The sequence below is a fragment of the Mesorhizobium sp. Pch-S genome, assembly GCF_004136315.1.
Classification (GTDB): Bacteria; Pseudomonadota; Alphaproteobacteria; order Rhizobiales; family Rhizobiaceae; genus Mesorhizobium.
Genome location: NZ_CP029562.1, coordinates 6,192,541 through 6,208,574 on the forward strand (window position 1 = coordinate 6,192,541; position 16,034 = coordinate 6,208,574).

Here is a 16,034-nt window from a genome sequence, read left to right on the forward strand (position 1 = left end):
TATCAGGTCGTAAGCGCCTTGCCGTTCGCTGGCTTCTCTTCGGCTGCATCAGGGGCCTGGCGCAGCTTGAAGAGGATGAGCAACGGCGCGGCGATGAAGATCGACGAATAGGTTCCGAACACCACACCGAACAGCATTGCCAGGGTGAACGAGCGGATCACCTCGCCGCCGAACAAGACCAGAGCCAGGAGTGCCAGGATCGTGGTCACCGCGGTCAGTGTCGTTCTGGACAGCGTCTCGTTGATCGCCGTGTTCAGAATCGTCGGCATCGGCGTCTTCTTGTATTTGCGCAAATCTTCGCGAACACGGTCATAGACCACGATCGTATCGTTCAGCGAATAGCCGATGATCGTCAGGATCGCGGCGATCGACGACTGGTTGAACTCGATTCCGGTTACGCAGAAGAAGCCGATCGTCATGACGATATCGTGCACGGTCGCCACGATGGCACCGACGGCGAACTGCCATTCGAAGCGGAACCAGACATAGATCAGGATGCCCACCAGCGCGACCAGCATGCCGATCGTGCCTTGAGTAGCGAGTTCGCTCGACACGGTCGGGCCAACAACTTCGACACGGCGGAAGTCGTATTTGTCCTGCAGTTCAGCGCGCACCTTGTCGATGACACTCTGTTCGGCGTTGTCGCCTTCCTCCTGCGCCGCCACGCGGATCAGGACATCGGTCGGACTGCCGAACTGCTGCACCTGCACATCGCCGATGTTGAGTTCCGACAGCTTGCCGCGGATATCGGCGATGTCCGCCGGTCCGCTCTTCGACTGCACTTCAATCGTCGAGCCACCCTTGAAGTCGACGCCATAGTTGATGTCGACGGTCATGAAGAGGACGACGGACATGATCGACAGCAGGGTCGACAACGCGAAGGTCCAGCGGCGCAAGCCCATGAATGGGAACTTTGTGCCAGGCTTCACGAAAGTGACCGGAGCCCGTGGCAGTTCCTTCGGCTTGGCACGGCGCAGCCAGATCGAGACCAGCAGACGCGTGAAGGTGAAGGCGGTAAAGACCGTGGTCAGGATGCCGATGGCGAACGTGACGGCAAAGCCCTTCACCGGGCCGGAGCCGAGCCAGAACAGCACGATGGTGGCAATGAAGGAGGTGACGTTGGAATCGACGATCGTCGCCAGCGCTTTCGCAAAACCGGTATCGATCGCCTGGATGACGGAGCGGCCCTGTCTACGCTCCTCGCGGATACGTTCGTAGATCAGCACGTTGGAATCTACCGCCATGCCGATGGTGAGCACGATACCGGCAATACCTGGCATGGTCAGCGTGGCGCCGAGCAGCGACAGCAATCCGACGATCATGGCGACGTGCACGACCAATGCGATGTTGGCCAGGAAGCCCAGGAAACCGTAGGCGACGAACATGAAACCGACGACCAGGATCGAGCCGATGATGCCGGCTACCTTACCGGCCTGGATCGAGTCCTGCCCGAGGCCTGGGCCGACTGTGCGTTCTTCGACGACGGTCAGCGTTGCCGGCAGTGCGCCGGCGCGCAGCAGGACCGCGAGGTCATTGGCGCTCTGGGCGGTGAAATTGCCGGAGATCTGGCCGGTACCGCCAAGGATCGGCTCGCGAATCTGCGGCGCCGAAATCACCTGGTTGTCGAGAATGATGGCGAAGAGCTTGCCGACATTCTGCTGGGTCGCCTGGCCAAAACGTGTGGCGCCCTTGGAATCGAAGCGGAACGAGACGACCGGCTCGTTGGTCTGCGAGTTGAATGTCGCCTGAGCATCCGTCAGGTTCTCGCCGGAAACGATGACGCGGTTCTCGATCAGGTACGGAACGGGCGGATCATCCTTCGAGTAGAGCACGCTCGAGCCAGCTGGCGGACGGCCATTGATGGCCTCCTGCACCGGCATCGTCTGATCCACCATCTGGAAGGTCAGCTTCGCGGTCTGACCAAGAATCTCCTTCAGCCGCTGCGGATCCTGCAGGCCGGGCACCTGCACGACGATGCGATCGTCGCCCTGGCGTTGCACGATCGGTTCGGTGGTGCCGAGTTCGTTGACGCGTCGGTCGACGACCTCGATCGACTGCGTCAGCGCGGTCGAGGAACGATATTTGACACCGGCATCCGTCATGGTGAACCGGAGCAGACCCGGCTCAGGCTCGTCCTCGGTCCACTCGGTGATGGTGCCACCGCTGAACAATCCCGACGTTATCGGCGCCACCAGCCCCTTCAACGCTTCCTTTGCCGCGTCAACCTGGGCCACATCACGGATGCGGACCTGAACCACGCGGCCCGAACCGGACAGACCGGTGTAGCCGATCTTGGCGTCGCGCAGCAGGGTGCGGATTTCATCACGGCTGGCTTCGAGCCGATCCTTGATCAGGTCGTTCTGATCGATCTGGAGTAGAATATGAGAACCGCCCTGCAGATCGAGACCCAGGGTCATCTGCTTCTTCGGCACCCAACTCGGCAACTTGGCCAAGGTGTCGGCCGGGATGAGGTTGGGCGCGGCAAGGACGAACGTGACGGCAACAGCCAGCCAGATCAGGATTGCCTTCCAGCGCGAAAAATAGAGCATGTTCTACGATCCAGTGCGTCGATCCGGCGTGCCAGGCACGCCGCTGCGCTTAGTTCTTGGCGTTCTGGTTGGCGACCGGCTCACCCTTGACCCGTACGTCGGCGATGGTGCTGCGCAGTGCGGTGACCTTCAGGCCGTTGCCGAGATCAACCTCGAGTTCGTGGTCGTCGACCACCTTGGTGACCTTGCCGACAAACCCGCCGCCGGTAACGACCGTGTCGCCGCGGCGGATTGCGGCCAGCATCTCACCGCGCTTCTTCATCTGCGTACGCTGCGGGCGGATGATCAGAAAATACATGATCACGAAAATGAGGACAAACGGCAAAATGCTGATGAAGACATCGGGGGTGGCGCCAACGCCCTGGGCGTATGCCGGTGTCACGAACATCGAAAACTCCTGAGACGTAGAGGAAAGCCGTTATCCGGCCCACGAAATTTGCGCGGAATATAGTCGGTAAAGCCACTATTGCAACCATTCCCCGCCCTGCTCCCACCGCTGTTATGCCACCGTGTCGCTTTGGTCGCACCAATGCTTGCAAAAAGCCGAGGCGCGTGAGAGAACCGTACGTTACGGTACGCATGTAAAATGCGTACCTCATCGTGATACCGAGGACGTCCCTTGCCCCAGGAAAATATCGAAGCGCTGTCTGAAAAACTCGACCGGTTGATTGAAGCCGTTGCCCGGCTGGCGCCGCCGCCACCGCCGAAAACCGACCTTGCCGCAGCCGACTGTTTCGTCTGGCAGGCAGATCCCGGCTATCTTGAGCCGATCTCCAGGGTCAACCGGGTCGACATTGCCCTCATCCGCAGCGTCGATCGGGTGCGCGACATCCTGTTCGACAACACCGAACGCTTTGCCTTGGGCTATGCAGCCAACAACGTGTTGTTGTGGGGTGCGCGCGGCATGGGCAAATCCTCGCTCGTCAAAGCTGTCCATGCTGCGATCAACGCATCCGGCAAAGCCGACGGTGCGCTCAAGCTGATCGAAATCCATCGCGAGGACATCGACACCCTGCCGAAGCTGATGACGATGCTGAAGGCAGCCCCCTACCGGTTCATCCTGTTCTGCGATGACCTCTCTTTCGATCACGACGACACCTCCTACAAGTCGCTCAAGGCTGCGCTCGAAGGAGGCGTCGAGGGCCGTCCTCACAACGTCATCTTCTATGCAACCTCGAACCGCCGACACCTGTTGCCGCGCGACATGATCGACAACGAGCGCTCGACGGCGATCAATCCGTCGGAAGCCGTCGAGGAAAAAGTGTCATTGTCGGATCGGTTCGGGCTGTGGCTTGGCTTCCACAAATGCTCACAGGACGACTATCTCGACATGGTCAACGGCTATGTCCGCCATTTCGGACTGGACATCGATGCGGACGCGCTACGAGCGGAAGCCCTGGAATGGGCAACTACGCGCGGCAGCCGGTCCGGCCGCGTTGCGTGGCAGTTCACGCAGGATCTGGCCGGCCGGCTTGGCAAGCCGCTCTAGTCCTCTGATTTGCCAGCCATAACCGAAAAAGCCCGCTCCTTGGGGAGCGGGCCAAGCTGCCGGGCCGGACTGGAGGTCGACGACCCGTAATCTTCTTGTTCTTCTATTCGAGCCCGACTTACTCGAGGAAAGTCTGCGGATCGACCGGCGAGGAATTCTTGCGCACCTCGAAATGCAGCTTTGGCGCATCGGTGGTGCCGCTCATACCGGAGCGGGCGATCTCCTGGCCACGCTTGACCTTCTGGCCGCGCTGCACCTCCAGCGAAGAAGCATGACCGTAAACCGTGACAAGGCCGTCTTCGTGGCGCACCAGCACCGTGTTGCCGAATTCCTTCAACCCATCACCAGCATAGATGACGACGCCGTTCTCGGCGGCCTTGATTGGCGTGCCTTCCGGAACCGCGATGTCGATACCGCCTGCCCCCGACTTGTAGCCGGAAATGACGCGACCGCGCACCGGCCAGCGCATCTTGCCAATCCCAGTCGAGTCAGGCGCTTCCGCAGCGTCGCTCTCGGCTTGCTGAATGACCTTCTGGTCCTTCTTTGGCGGCGTGTAGGTGGCGAGGGTTGCGCTCGGCTTCTCCGGCGCGGGGATCGATGCAGTCTTGACCGCATCGACCGGTGCGGCAGGCTTTGCAGCCGCCACGGTCGCAGCAGGCGCAGCGCCAGCTGCCGGGACCTTCAGCGTCTGACCGATGCGCAGCAGGCCGTCCTGCATACTGTTGGCCTGTTTCAGCGCCGTGGTCGAAACGCCGGTCTTACGAGCGATGGAAGACAGCGTATCGCCCTGCTGGACGGTGTAGCCGCCTGCGCCAGCCTTCGGCTGCACCGCAGCGACCTGAGCCGGCTTTGCCTTCGGATCGCTGGCTGCGGCGGATGCATCGACCTGAGCAGCGGCCTTGCTCTCCTTGACCTTCGGCTGCTGCGGCAACACGGCCACCTTTTCTACAGGCGCGTTGCCGGGCAGCGGCTTGTTGGCAGGTCCGTTGGTGCCGCGCGACGACTTCGCATCGGCGACGTTCGGATCGTTGTCGGGCGCGGAAACCGGCGCCTTGTTGGTGTAGACGTAGGTCGGGATAACCAGCTTCTGACCGCTCTTCAGACCATCGGCGGAGGCCAGGCCGTTGGTCTTCATGATGACATCCGCCGGCACACCGTAACGGCGTGAGAGGTTGTAGACCGTCTCACCTTCGCGTGCAGTGATCTGCGTGCCTCCGGCGCGTGACCAGCCCTTCACATCCTCGGCGGAAGCCTGCGCGCTGGCAATGGTGGAATTGACCGGCGCCTGCAGCTGATTGATGCCGCCAGTAACCGTCTGGTCGACCTTGGCCACCCTGGCCTGCCCCTGCGCGATCACCGGCTCGGCAGCGGCGTGTGCCTTGTTGACCACCGGAGCGGCGGCCTGTGCGACGGTCGGCAGCGGCTGTGACGAAACCGGCTGCAGGCTGGAGCGGGTCACCGAAGTGCGCGAATAATTGACGTTCGACGCCTGATACTGCGCATCGCCAGGGTATGGCTGGGCCGCCGCCTGCTTGGAGATGATCGAACGCTGATTGTCGGTCGAAGCTGTCGACATCGTATCGACACCACCGAAGCGAGCAACCTGGGAGCTGCACCCAGAAACCGCACCGATGACCAGCAACATGGCGCAGCCACGCGTCAGATTGCGCTTGTTTGCCTTCAAGGATTTGAGCCGCATCGCAATAACCCGCACTTACCCGGTACTCACTGACCCGGATTAAAGCGCGTTAATGTTACTGGTCGGTTAAGCCGTTAGAATCCGTCGAAATTTTTCTTAAAATGTTTGTCCGGATCGGGGCAGCGCGGGGGGCTGGTCAGATGAAGGCCGCAGCGCCCGGCAGGATAGGCTGGAAGCGTACCGTACCGATGTCCTCCCGCTCGAAGCGGCTGCCAACCTTGAGCAGCTTGGCCAGAACCTGCTCTCCCTCGTCCGGCCCGATCGGCGCGATCACGGTACCGCCGCTGGAGAGCTGGTCGAGCAGAAAACGCGGCAGCGAATCGAAGGCTGCCCAGACAATGATCCGGTCGAATGGTCCTTCGTTGACGAGACCGTTCGAGCCATCCGTGTGGCGCGCGAACACATTGGCGATGCCCAGCGCCTCGAAGCGCTGCTTGGCAAGCTCGATAAGCGACTTGTAGCGATCGACAGTGACCACCCGCGTGGCCAACCGCGACATGACCGCCGCGGTGAAACCTGAGCCCGTGCCGATCTCCAGCACGCGATTGCCAGGCTCGATGTTGAGCGCAGTGATGACCGCAGCCTGGAGGTCTGCCCCTTCCATCGCCTCACCGCATTCGATCGGCAGCATGCGGTCGGTCCAGGCAATGGAATGGAACTGGCCCGAGATGAACGCATGTCGCGGCGTCGCCTCGAAGGCAGCGATCAACGCTTTCGGGACAGCACCTTTGCCACGCAGGCGAAGCAGAAAGGCGGCAAACCCTTCGCGTTCGTCGGAACCGATCATGCAAGCGCCTTCGTCAGTTGGTCTCGAATTTCATAAGCGGTCAGATCGAGGTGAAGCGGTGTCACCGATACCAGCTTGTTGCGCATGGCGTGCAGGTCGGTGCCAGTCTTGCCTTCCGCCGGCTCGCGGCCGAAACGCAGCCAGTAATACGGCAGGCCGCGGCCGTCGCGGCGCTCATCAACCCATAACGAGTGCACCAGCTTGCCTTGCGACGTCACCACGGTGCCCTCGACCTCTTCCGGCGTACAATTCGGAAAATTGACGTTGAGCAGCACGCCTTCCGGCAAAGGTGTCGCAACAAGTTTCTTCAACAAAGCCGGGGCCAGCGCCTCGGTCGTCTCATAGGGAACGACCCGGTCCTCACCGACATATGAATAAGCCTGGCTGATGGCGATGGAACGCACGCCGAGCAGCGTGCCCTCCATGGCTCCGGCGACGGTGCCCGAATAGGTGACATCGTCGGCGATGTTGGCGCCCGAATTGACCCCCGACAGAATGAGATCCGGCAGCTCGGGCAGAATCTTTCGCGCGCCCATGATGACGCAGTCGGTCGGCGTACCGCGCACGGCATAGTGCTTGTCGCCGATCTTGCGCAGGCGCAGCGGTTCGGAAATCGACAGCGAATGCGCATAGCCGGACTGGTCTGTCTCGGGGGCCACCACCCACACATCGTCGGAAAGCGTGCGGGCGATGCGCTCGAGCGACGCCAGTCCCTCGGCATGGATGCCGTCGTCGTTGGTCAGAAGAATACGCATTAGTTCGATTCGATTCTTTCCAAGCCGCCCATGTAGGGCTTGAGGACTTCAGGAATGGTTACGCTGCCGTCCTCGTTCTGGTAATTTTCGATGACGGCAATCAGTGCGCGCCCGACAGCGACGCCCGATCCGTTCAGCGTGTGGACGAACAGGTTGCCCTTGCCTTCACGATCCTTGTAGCGGGCGTTCATGCGCCTGGCCTGGAAATCACCGCAGACCGAACAGGACGAAATCTCGCGATAGGCGTTCTGACCAGGCAGCCAGACCTCGATGTCGAAGGTCTTGCGCGCCCCGAAACCCATGTCGCCGGTGCACAGCGCCACGGTCCGGAACGGCAGTTCAAGCCGCTTCAGCACTTCCTCAGCGCATTGCGTCATGCGCTCGTGCTCGGCGATCGACGTCGCCTGATCGGTGATCGAAACCAGTTCGACCTTGTAGAACTGATGCTGGCGCAGCATGCCACGCGTGTCGCGACCGGCTGAACCGGCCTCCGAACGGAAGCAGGGCGTCAGTGCTGTGAGGCGCAGTGGCAGCCTGTCATGCGCGACGATCTCCTCACGCACCAGATTGGTCAGCGGCACTTCCGCGGTCGGAATGAGGCCAAGCCTGCTCTCACCATGCGGGGTGAAGAACAGATCCTCTTCAAATTTCGGCAGCTGGTTGGTGCCGAAAAGCACTTCGTCACGCACCAGCAGCGGTGGCTGCACCTCGGTGTAACCGTGCTCGGTCGTGTGCAGGTCGAGCATGAACTGGCCGAGCGCACGATCAAGCCTCGCCAACTGCCCGCGCAGAATGGTGAAGCGCGAACCCGACAGCTTGGCGGCGCGCTCGAAATCCATCAGGCCCAGCGCCTCGCCGACCTCGAAATGCTCCTTCACCCAGTTCGGCCGTATCGCGACCTTGCCGATCTTGTGCACCTCGACGTTGTCGTGCTCGTCCTTGCCGACCGGCACGTCATCAAGCGGCACGTTGGGTATGACGGCAAGGATACCCTCGAGAGCCTCGTCGAGCCGACGTTCCTCGGCTTCACCACCCTGAATGAAGCTTTTGATCTCGGCGACTTCAGCCTTCAGCTTTTCAGCCAGCTCGGCATCCTTCGTGCTGAGCGCCTTGCCGATCTCCTTGGACGCCGAATTGCGGCGCTCCTGTGCTTCCTGCAACCGACCGAGATGGGCGCGACGGGCTTCGTCCCTGGCGACAATGTCGTCAACCGTGGACTGAGCGTCGGCCTGCGACCACGAGCGCTTCACCAGCGCTTCAACCAAGGCCTGCGGGTTTTCGCGAATCCATCTGATATCGAGCATGTCCATCCATCCTGAAGAGGGAGCCGTGGGGTAACTCTCCTCGGCGCAGGATGCAAGGGCGGGAGGGCGGGGCGCCAGCCTCAGCGCCTGTATATGCCGATCTCGTCCATCAGATTGGGAGTGGTTGCCTTGTCCGCCGCGCCGCGGTCACGGCCAACAAGTCCATGGACATAGACCTCCAAAGCCTTGTTGAGCTTTTCGTTGGCTTTCCCGTCCGGGTCCGCAATCGCATCGATCAGTTCTTCGAGGGAGATCTTGATCTCATTCAACCCGAGTTTTTTTTCGATATCCTTGATGATCAGGTAAGCGTTCGGCTGCCGCTTCAATTCCGCGAAAGCCTGCCGCAAGGCCGCACCATATTCTTTCAAGGAAGCATAGTCGGATTGCTTAACCCCGAGCTCCTGGCCCGCACGCTCGATCAGGGAGACTTTCAGCGCCGTCACATCGAGGCTGTTCACGCTGAACATGGCCTCGACGGCCTTGGCCCGAACTTGCGTTGGCAATTCACCCGGCCCTGCGGCGCCTTTCCTTGTCGGATCGTGATGAAGTGCGTCAAGGATCTTGTCGCCGGCTGTCGCGCGTTTTTCCGGCTGCGGCGCAATGGGAGCCATCTGCAGGAAAAGCGACGAAACCTGGTTGAGTGCAATGGTCGAAAGCATGGTGATCTCGCTGACGCAGCCGCTCGTCATGAAGCGGAGCGCCGGAAATCGCGGCTCGAGACGTCATGCCTCGTGCAACTGCATCATTCAGCGTGCCGCAGGATGGAGGAATTTTACTAACGAAATCTCACCGATCGCCGTGACCAGAAGCACACGGGCAATGCGGCAGGCCCATCAGGATTGCTGCGGGGAATCCGTAGATGCCTCGGAGGGTTGTTCCTCGGCGGCAGCAGCTGCTTCCTCTTTCTCACGCGCCAGCTTTTCGCGCTTCTGGCTCTTCTCGATCATGCGCGAGGTTATGATCGCCACCTCGTACAAGATGATCGTGGGCAGAGCCAAACCGATCTGGCTGAGCGGATCGGGTGGCGTGAGCACCGCGGCCACCACAAAAGCGATGACGATTGCCCAACGGCGCTTGTCGACCAGCGCTTGCGAAGACAGCAGGCCGACACGCGTCATCAGGCTGGTCACCACCGGCAACTGGAAAACCAGTCCGAAGGAGAAGATCAGCGTCATGATGAGGCTGAGATATTCCGAAACCTTGGGCAGCAGCGAAATCTGCACCTCACTGTCGGTGCCCGCCTGCTGCATGGCGAGGAAGAACCACATCACCATCGGCGTGAAGAAGAAATAGACAAGTGCTGCGCCCATCAGGAACAGGATCGGCGAAGCGATCAGGAACGGCAGAAAGGCAGCACGTTCGTTCTTGTAGAGGCCGGGAGCGATGAACTTGTAGATCTGCGTCGCAATCAGCGGAAACGCGATGACCATGCCGCCGAACATGGCGAGCTTGACCTGCGTAAAAAAGAACTCCTGTGGCGCGGTATAGATCAACTCGACCTTGTGTGGGTCGAGGCCGGCCCACTGCGTCGCCCATTTGAATGGCACGACGAGCAGGTTGAACAGCTTCTTGGCGAAGAAGAAGCAGACCAGGAAGGCGACAAAAAAGCCTGCAATCGACCAGATGAGCCGGCGGCGCAGCTCGATCAGATGCTCGATGAGCGGAGCCGACGACTTGTCGATCTCATCCTGTTCCGAAACGCTCACTTGGCGGTCCTCACCGTCTTCTTTGCAGGTGCTTTTGCAGTGGATGGCGCTTTCGCGGACTTCACTGGCGCCTTGGCTGCAGGAGCTTTCGCAACAGGTTTGGTTCGAGCTTTCGAACCGGCTGCCTTACGTGCTGCCTTCGTCGCGACAGGCGCGGCCGCAGCAGCAACAGCCGCTTTCACCGGTTTGGCGGCAGGACTGCTTTTTGCAGGTGTTGCAGAAGCCGCGGTGGCAACAGGCTCAGCAGCCGGAACGATAGGGGTTGCCGGCATGGTCTCCGGACCGTTCACGCCGGGCAGCGCGGTAGCGCCATTCTTCAGAGGTTCCGTCGGCTGCGGCTCAGCGGCAGCCGGTGCCGCCGGATCTTCCGCCGGCTTCGGTTTCATCATGTTGTCGACACCGGCGCGCACGTCGGCAGCGGCTTGCTCGAATGGATTGAGCTGCTTGCGGATTTGCGCAGCCGGATTGAGGCTGCGCAGCTCATCGACCGACTTCTTGACGTCGTCGAGTTCGGCTTCCTTCAGCGCTTCGTTGAACTGCTTCTGGAAATCACCCGCCATGGCGCGCAATTTGGCCACCGTGCGGCCGAAGGTACGCAACATGTTCGGCAAATCCTTCGGGCCGACAACCACGATCATGACGATCGCGATCACCAGCATCTCGGTCCAGCCGACTTCGAACATGACTATCGGTTCCGACTAGAGCAATTCCAGCAAAAGTGCGCAGCGGTTTTGCGTCCGGAATTGCGTAGAAACAAAGAAGTAAAGCGCTTCCGCGTTTCCGTAAAACGGAAACGTCCAGTGCCTGACGGTGTCTCCGGAAAGCGCCGGCTCAGCTCTTGCCAGCCTTTTCCTTCATGTTCGAGACGGTCTCGTCGGCGCGGTGCTCGACGGTGCGGGAATCGTCGGCTTCGTCGTCGGCCATGCCCTTCTTGAAGCTCTTGATGCCCTTGGCCATGTCGCCCATCAGCTCCGGAATCTTGCCCCGGCCAAACACCAGGAGCACGATGACCAGCACGATCAGCCAGTGCCAAATCGAAAAGGAACCCATTGTTTTTCTCTCTTGAACTGTTTCCCTGCCGCTGATCTATGCGTTTTCGCATCCGGATTCAAACGGAACCGCGACAGCTTCTATCACGTCCGGCCAATTGTCAGCCGGATTTGTTGAGATCATCCGAAAAATAGGCCGCTACCAAACAGCGCATGAACCGGTTTGCTGGCGCTGACCAATCACTCTTCCGTGACGCGCGGCGTGAGGAGACCAAGCTCTTCGAGATCGATATCGGTCAGCGGATCCTCGTCCTCGGTCAATTCGTCGGGATCGGCAGGCGGCAGCGGCACCGAGAAGTTGGCTGGCATGCGGGTGGAGAGCAGACCGGCCCCCTTCAGTTCTTCGATACCCGGCAGATCGCGGATTTCCTCCAGCGCGAAATGGTCGAGGAACCTGTCGGTGGTGCCATAAGTGACTGGTCGGCCCGGTGTCTTGCGTCGGCCACGCATCCGGATCCACTCCGTCTCCAGCAGCGTGTCCAGCGTGCCCTTCGAGGTTTCGACGCCGCGGATGTCCTCGATTTCAGCACGGGTGACCGGCTGGTGGTACGCGATGATGGCCAGCACCTCGAGCGCCGCGCGAGAGAGCTTCTTCTGCTGAACCGAATCCCGGCTCATCAGGAAAGCGAGATCGCCCGCAGTGCGGAAGGCCCAGCTATCGCCGACGCGCACAAGGTTTACACCGCGGCGCGAATAGATGTCCTGCAGTTCGACCATCGCTGCCGCCACGTCGACACCGTCGGGCAGGCGCTGGGCAAGCTGCCTCTCAGTCACAGGCTCGGCGCTGGCAAAGACAATGGCCTCGGCCATACGCACGGCCTCGGCCTGATGCAGACGTTCCGCCGGATTCTTTACCGAGACTGCTTCGTCCTCGTCTTCCACCGTGAAGGGGATGACCGAAGCGTTGCTGCTTTCGTTCATTGCACGACCTCGACTGCCTTCGCGCGCTGACGCCCGCGCAGATAAAGCGGGGCGAACACTTCATCCTGGCGCATTTCCATGCTGCCTTCGCGCACGAGCTCCAATGTCGCCGCGAAGGAAGACGCCATGGCAGTGCGCTTTTCAGCCGGGCTCGCCAGATATTCAATCAGGAAGCTGTCCAGCGCTGTCCACTCCGCCGATGTACCCATCAACCGGGCAAGGATGGTGCGTGCTTCCTTGAGCGACCAGACCCCGCGCTTGGCGATGCGTACATTCGAGATCGCCTGACGCTGACGCTGGCCGGCATAGGCGGTGAGCAGATCGTAGAGCGTCGCAGAATACTCGTTGCGCTTCTCGACGATGACCATCTCTGGAATGCCGCGCTGGAAAACATCGCGGCCGAGCCGGTTGCGGTTGACGAGACGTGCGGCGGCATCGCGCATGGCCTCCAGGCGACGCAGGCGGAATTGCAGCACCGCTGCCATTTCCTCACCGCTCTCGCCCTCCTCGCCAGGCTGCTTGGGAATAAGCAGCTTGGATTTCAGGAAGGCCAGCCATGCAGCCATAACCAGATAGTCAGCAGCGAGTTCGAGCCGCAGCGCCCTCACCTTCTCGACGAAAGCAAGGTATTGCTCCGCCAGCGCCAGGATCGAAATGCGCGCGAGATCGACCTTCTGGTTGCGGGCGAGATGGAGGAGAAGATCGAGCGGTCCCTCGAAGCCGGCGACGTCAACGACCAGCTCCGGGTCGCCGGTGACGCGGTCGTCGTCACCGTCGGCCCAGAGGCGGTCCATCGGCGCGGCCTTGCCGGCCTTTTTCTCCGCGAGTTCCGCCACCTTGCCTCTTTTCTCACTCCATGCGGTTACGCGACCGCCTCGAAATAATCCGCGAACTCGGCGCGCAGTTCCGCCTCGTCCTTGTCGTCCTGTCCCTTGACCGAAGCGAGTGCCTTGTTGGCCCGTTCCAGCGCCTTGCCTTCCAGCGGTTTCGCCCGCGAAGCCACGGCAACCATTTCTTCCATGACCCCGTTGCAGTGAAGGACCAGATCGACGCCAGCCGCAAGGATCGAGGCCGCCTTTGTCTGGAAATCCCCAGAAAGTGCCTTCATGGAGGTGTCATCGGACACCAGAAGCCCGTCAAAACCGATCTCGCCGCGGATAATCTCTTCCACGACCTTGCCGGAGGTAGTCGCCGGGTTGCTGGGGTCAACCGCACTGAAGATGACATGCGCGGTCATAGCCATCGGCAGCTGGTTGAGCGCCTGGAATGGGGCAAAATCATGCCTGCGCAGCTCCTTCAGCGATGTCGTTACCGTCGGCAGCTCGAGATGCGTGTCGGCAAAGGCCCGGCCATGGCCGGGAATATGCTTCATCACGGGAATGACACCACCCGACATCAGTCCTTCGGCAGCGGCGCGACCCAGCGCGGTGACGATCGACGGGTCCTTGGCGTAGGCGCGCGCGCCGATGACGTCGTTGGCACCCTCCACCGGCACATCCAGCACCGGCAGACAGTCGGCGGTTATGCCGTAGCGCAGGAGATCGAAGGCATGCAGACGGGCAAGCAGCCAGGCGGCGCGGAGCCCGGCCTCCTCATTCTCCCGATACAATGCGCCAAACGCCGCGCCGGCTGGATAGTTGGGAGCCAATGGCGGCCGCAATCGCTGCACCCGCCCGCCCTCCTGGTCGATAAATACCGGCGCCTGCGGCCGGCCAATGCAATCGCGCATCTCGGCCACGAGATCGCGGATCTGCTCCGGCTCGGAGATGTTGCGGGCAAACAGGATGAAGCCCCATGGACATTCGTTCCGATAGAAGCTCTTTTCCTCTCGGGTGAGAGATGTTCCGGCGCAGCCGAGGATGAGGGTCTGTGATTCGGTCATGGCAGGAGTCTAGAGCTTTCGGCAGGCCAAGGGAATCTCGAGCCGAACGGCTACAATGCGGACGATCCAGGCTGCTTGAGATGCCAACACAACACGCCCAAGGTTCTCAGACATGCTTCTGATCATCGGCACTGTCCGCCTGCCGCCCGAAAAACTGGCCGAAGCGCGCCCGGTGATGGAACGCATGATCCTTGCCAGCCGTGCTGAAGCAGGTTGTCTCGAATATTCCTATGCCGAGGATGTGCTGGTTGCCGGGCGCATCCACGTCAAGGAAATCTGGCTCGACCAGGCCTCGCTCGACGCTCATTTTGCTTCCGACCACATCAAGGTCTGGCGGGCGGCATGGTCTGAGTTCGGTATCACCGACCGCAACCTTCTTGTTTACGAGATCGGCGAGGCACGAGCGACGTAGCTTATCGTCTGGCCTGATAAAAGGCGCGCCCAGCCCGATTGGCATACTGGCCTTGTGCCACGTAGATGATGTCCGTCCAGCACCAGACGACGATGAAAAACGATCTCGCTCGCCCCACCATCATGCTATCGGCCGGCATGGCACTGTCCGGAACATCGGGACTGTTCTCGGTCATGTCCGGCCAGCCAACGTTCAACGTCGTTTTCTTCCGCTGCCTGTTCGGCGTGGTCGTGTTGTTCGCCTGGGTCTGCTTTCGTGGTGGTCGCAGCGATTATCTCCATATCGCCAGGCGACAATGGCCACTGATCCTGGTCAGCGGACTATGCCTCGTCATCAACTGGCTGGCGCTGTTCGAGGCCTTCAACCGTACCTCGATCGGCTTTGCGACAATCATCTATCACCTGCAGCCCTTCTGGATCGTGCTGATTGCGGGACTGTTTCTCGGCGAGACCCTGTCGCGGGACAAGCTTGGCTGGATCGCGATTGCGTTCGTGGGCCTGATACTGACCATCCTGCCCAGGATCGGCGCCATGCAGGCCGACCGGAACTGGCTGATCGGCGTCGGCCTGGCGGTTGTGGCGTCGCTGTTCTATGCGGCGACAACCCTGACCACACGCGCCGTCAAATCGGTCAAGCCGGATGTTTTGAGCACGCTGCACTGCATGATCGGTCTCATCGCCTTCGCCCCGTTTATGAGGACCGCAACGTTGACCGGCGGCCTGCCGATGTGGGGCTGGCTGGCTGGCCTCGGCTTGATCCATACAGGTATCGTCTATGTCCTGCTCTATTCCGCATATCCCAGGCTACCCACCCCGGTGATTGCTGCGGGCGCCTTCTTCAATCCTGCTGCTGCACTGATCGCGGATCTGGCCGTCTTCGGGCGTTCGATCACGCTCACGCAAGGTGCCGGGCTGGTGCTCATCCTGTTGGCTGGACTGGCCGTCAATCTCGGTTGGCCACTGCTGTCCGGCTCTCCGGCGCGAAGCCAAAACTGACGGTTTCAGCCATCATGAACTTTGCTTGTAGCGAACGGGATTGTCGGGCTCGGCCTCGAAGATTTCAGCGCTGCGGGTGACAAGCGTCTCCAACGCGTCGGCATCAAGATCGGAAAAGCGCTCAAAACTGAAATTGTTGCGCCCGGCGCGCAGCGCGCCGAGCCGACCTGTATAGAGCGCAGTGACTGGGCGCCCCTGAAACGTGACGGCAAAGTAGAGGCTGATGTAATTCTTCTGCAGCGCCAGCCCGATGACTGGCCACAATACCTGTTTTCCGCTCGTGACCGCATAGCGAAACTGACCATAGCCGATCATCTTCAGGCGCATGCCGGCCTGGCCGGCCGGCGTGCCCCGATGAAAGTATCGACCAAGGCCTGGGGCCGCGCGGCGGATCAGGCTGTCGACCTTTTCGAGTTCGCTCCTGCGCCGAGGATCAAACTCGAAGTAGCTCTCCAGGCTGTCCGCTTGAACCTCAAACACGATCCA

17 protein-coding genes are annotated in these 16,034 nt (G+C 60.9%); 3 read left to right on the forward strand and 14 right to left on the reverse strand.

Annotation, left to right across the window (positions count from 1 at the left end):
* Window positions 1-2: 2 nt before the first annotated feature.
* Window positions 3-2,549, reverse strand: coding sequence for a protein translocase subunit SecDF (gene secDF / locus C1M53_RS29230; RefSeq protein WP_129415564.1), 2,547 nt, complete (start codon window positions 2,547-2,549; stop codon window positions 3-5).
* A gap of 49 nt (window positions 2,550-2,598) precedes the next feature.
* Window positions 2,599-2,937: a preprotein translocase subunit YajC gene (gene yajC, locus C1M53_RS29235; protein ID WP_129415565.1), complete on the reverse strand. Its 339-nt coding sequence runs from the start codon at window positions 2,935-2,937 to the stop codon at window positions 2,599-2,601.
* A gap of 231 nt (window positions 2,938-3,168) precedes the next feature.
* Between yajC and C1M53_RS29240 the strand changes: the two genes are divergently transcribed.
* Complete coding sequence (locus C1M53_RS29240) at window positions 3,169-4,038, forward strand: ATP-binding protein (protein WP_129415566.1); 870 nt, start codon at window positions 3,169-3,171, stop codon at window positions 4,036-4,038.
* Between the two features lie 118 nt (window positions 4,039-4,156).
* Here the strand turns inward: C1M53_RS29240 and C1M53_RS29245 are convergent, their stop codons facing one another.
* The 11 genes from C1M53_RS29245 to nagZ all read right to left on the reverse strand — a co-directional run bounded on the left by C1M53_RS29245 (window position 4,157) and on the right by nagZ (window position 14,141).
* The gene (locus C1M53_RS29245) at window positions 4,157-5,737 is read right to left on the reverse strand and encodes a LysM peptidoglycan-binding domain-containing M23 family metallopeptidase (protein WP_129415567.1); all 1,581 of its coding nucleotides are present in this window, start codon (window positions 5,735-5,737) and stop codon (window positions 4,157-4,159) included.
* Between the two features lie 136 nt (window positions 5,738-5,873).
* Window positions 5,874-6,524 carry a protein-L-isoaspartate(D-aspartate) O-methyltransferase gene (locus C1M53_RS29250; RefSeq protein WP_129415568.1) on the reverse strand — a complete coding sequence of 217 codons (651 nt, stop codon included), beginning with the start codon at window positions 6,522-6,524 and terminating at the stop codon, window positions 5,874-5,876.
* The gene (gene surE / locus C1M53_RS29255) at window positions 6,521-7,279 is read right to left on the reverse strand and encodes a 5'/3'-nucleotidase SurE (RefSeq protein WP_129415569.1); all 759 of its coding nucleotides are present in this window, start codon (window positions 7,277-7,279) and stop codon (window positions 6,521-6,523) included. Before surE ends, C1M53_RS29250 begins: the two co-directional genes overlap by 4 nt.
* Window positions 7,279-8,583 carry a serine--tRNA ligase gene (gene serS / locus C1M53_RS29260; RefSeq protein ID WP_129415570.1) on the reverse strand — a complete coding sequence of 435 codons (1,305 nt, stop codon included), beginning with the start codon at window positions 8,581-8,583 and terminating at the stop codon, window positions 7,279-7,281. The genes surE and serS overlap by 1 nt, the downstream gene beginning before the upstream one ends.
* 80 nt (window positions 8,584-8,663) lie before the next feature.
* On the reverse strand, window positions 8,664-9,272 hold the full coding sequence (locus tag C1M53_RS29265) for a hypothetical protein (protein ID WP_129415571.1): 609 nt from the start codon (window positions 9,270-9,272) through the stop codon (window positions 8,664-8,666).
* Window positions 9,273-9,416: 144 nt separating this feature from the next.
* Window positions 9,417-10,289, reverse strand: coding sequence for a twin-arginine translocase subunit TatC (gene tatC, locus C1M53_RS29270; protein WP_129415572.1), 873 nt, complete (start codon window positions 10,287-10,289; stop codon window positions 9,417-9,419).
* Window positions 10,286-10,972, reverse strand: a complete 687-nt coding sequence (gene tatB / locus C1M53_RS29275; RefSeq protein WP_129415573.1) for a Sec-independent protein translocase protein TatB — start codon at window positions 10,970-10,972, stop codon at window positions 10,286-10,288. The genes tatC and tatB overlap by 4 nt, the downstream gene beginning before the upstream one ends.
* Window positions 10,973-11,120: 148 nt before the next feature.
* The gene (locus C1M53_RS29280; RefSeq protein ID WP_129415574.1) at window positions 11,121-11,339 is read right to left on the reverse strand and encodes a twin-arginine translocase TatA/TatE family subunit; all 219 of its coding nucleotides are present in this window, start codon (window positions 11,337-11,339) and stop codon (window positions 11,121-11,123) included.
* Window positions 11,340-11,518: 179 nt separating this feature from the next.
* On the reverse strand, window positions 11,519-12,259 hold the full coding sequence (gene scpB / locus C1M53_RS29285; RefSeq protein ID WP_129415575.1) for an SMC-Scp complex subunit ScpB: 741 nt from the start codon (window positions 12,257-12,259) through the stop codon (window positions 11,519-11,521).
* Complete coding sequence (locus C1M53_RS29290) at window positions 12,256-13,053, reverse strand: ScpA family protein (protein ID WP_129416415.1); 798 nt, start codon at window positions 13,051-13,053, stop codon at window positions 12,256-12,258. The genes scpB and C1M53_RS29290 overlap by 4 nt, the downstream gene beginning before the upstream one ends.
* Window positions 13,054-13,121: 68 nt before the next feature.
* Complete coding sequence (nagZ, locus tag C1M53_RS29295) at window positions 13,122-14,141, reverse strand: beta-N-acetylhexosaminidase (protein ID WP_129415576.1); 1,020 nt, start codon at window positions 14,139-14,141, stop codon at window positions 13,122-13,124.
* Window positions 14,142-14,253: 112 nt separating this feature from the next.
* On the opposite strand from nagZ, the gene C1M53_RS29300 reads away from it, so the two are divergent.
* Together C1M53_RS29300 and C1M53_RS29305 are read left to right on the forward strand one after the other, a co-directional pair.
* On the forward strand, window positions 14,254-14,553 hold the full coding sequence (locus C1M53_RS29300; RefSeq protein ID WP_129415577.1) for a putative quinol monooxygenase: 300 nt from the start codon (window positions 14,254-14,256) through the stop codon (window positions 14,551-14,553).
* 92 nt (window positions 14,554-14,645) lie between these two features.
* Window positions 14,646-15,548 carry a DMT family transporter gene (locus tag C1M53_RS29305; protein ID WP_165358278.1) on the forward strand — a complete coding sequence of 301 codons (903 nt, stop codon included), beginning with the start codon at window positions 14,646-14,648 and terminating at the stop codon, window positions 15,546-15,548.
* Between the two features lie 12 nt (window positions 15,549-15,560).
* Here the strand turns inward: C1M53_RS29305 and C1M53_RS29310 are convergent, their stop codons facing one another.
* Window positions 15,561-16,028: a DUF1801 domain-containing protein gene (locus C1M53_RS29310; protein ID WP_165358279.1), complete on the reverse strand. Its 468-nt coding sequence runs from the start codon at window positions 16,026-16,028 to the stop codon at window positions 15,561-15,563.
* Window positions 16,029-16,034 lie beyond the last annotated feature (6 nt).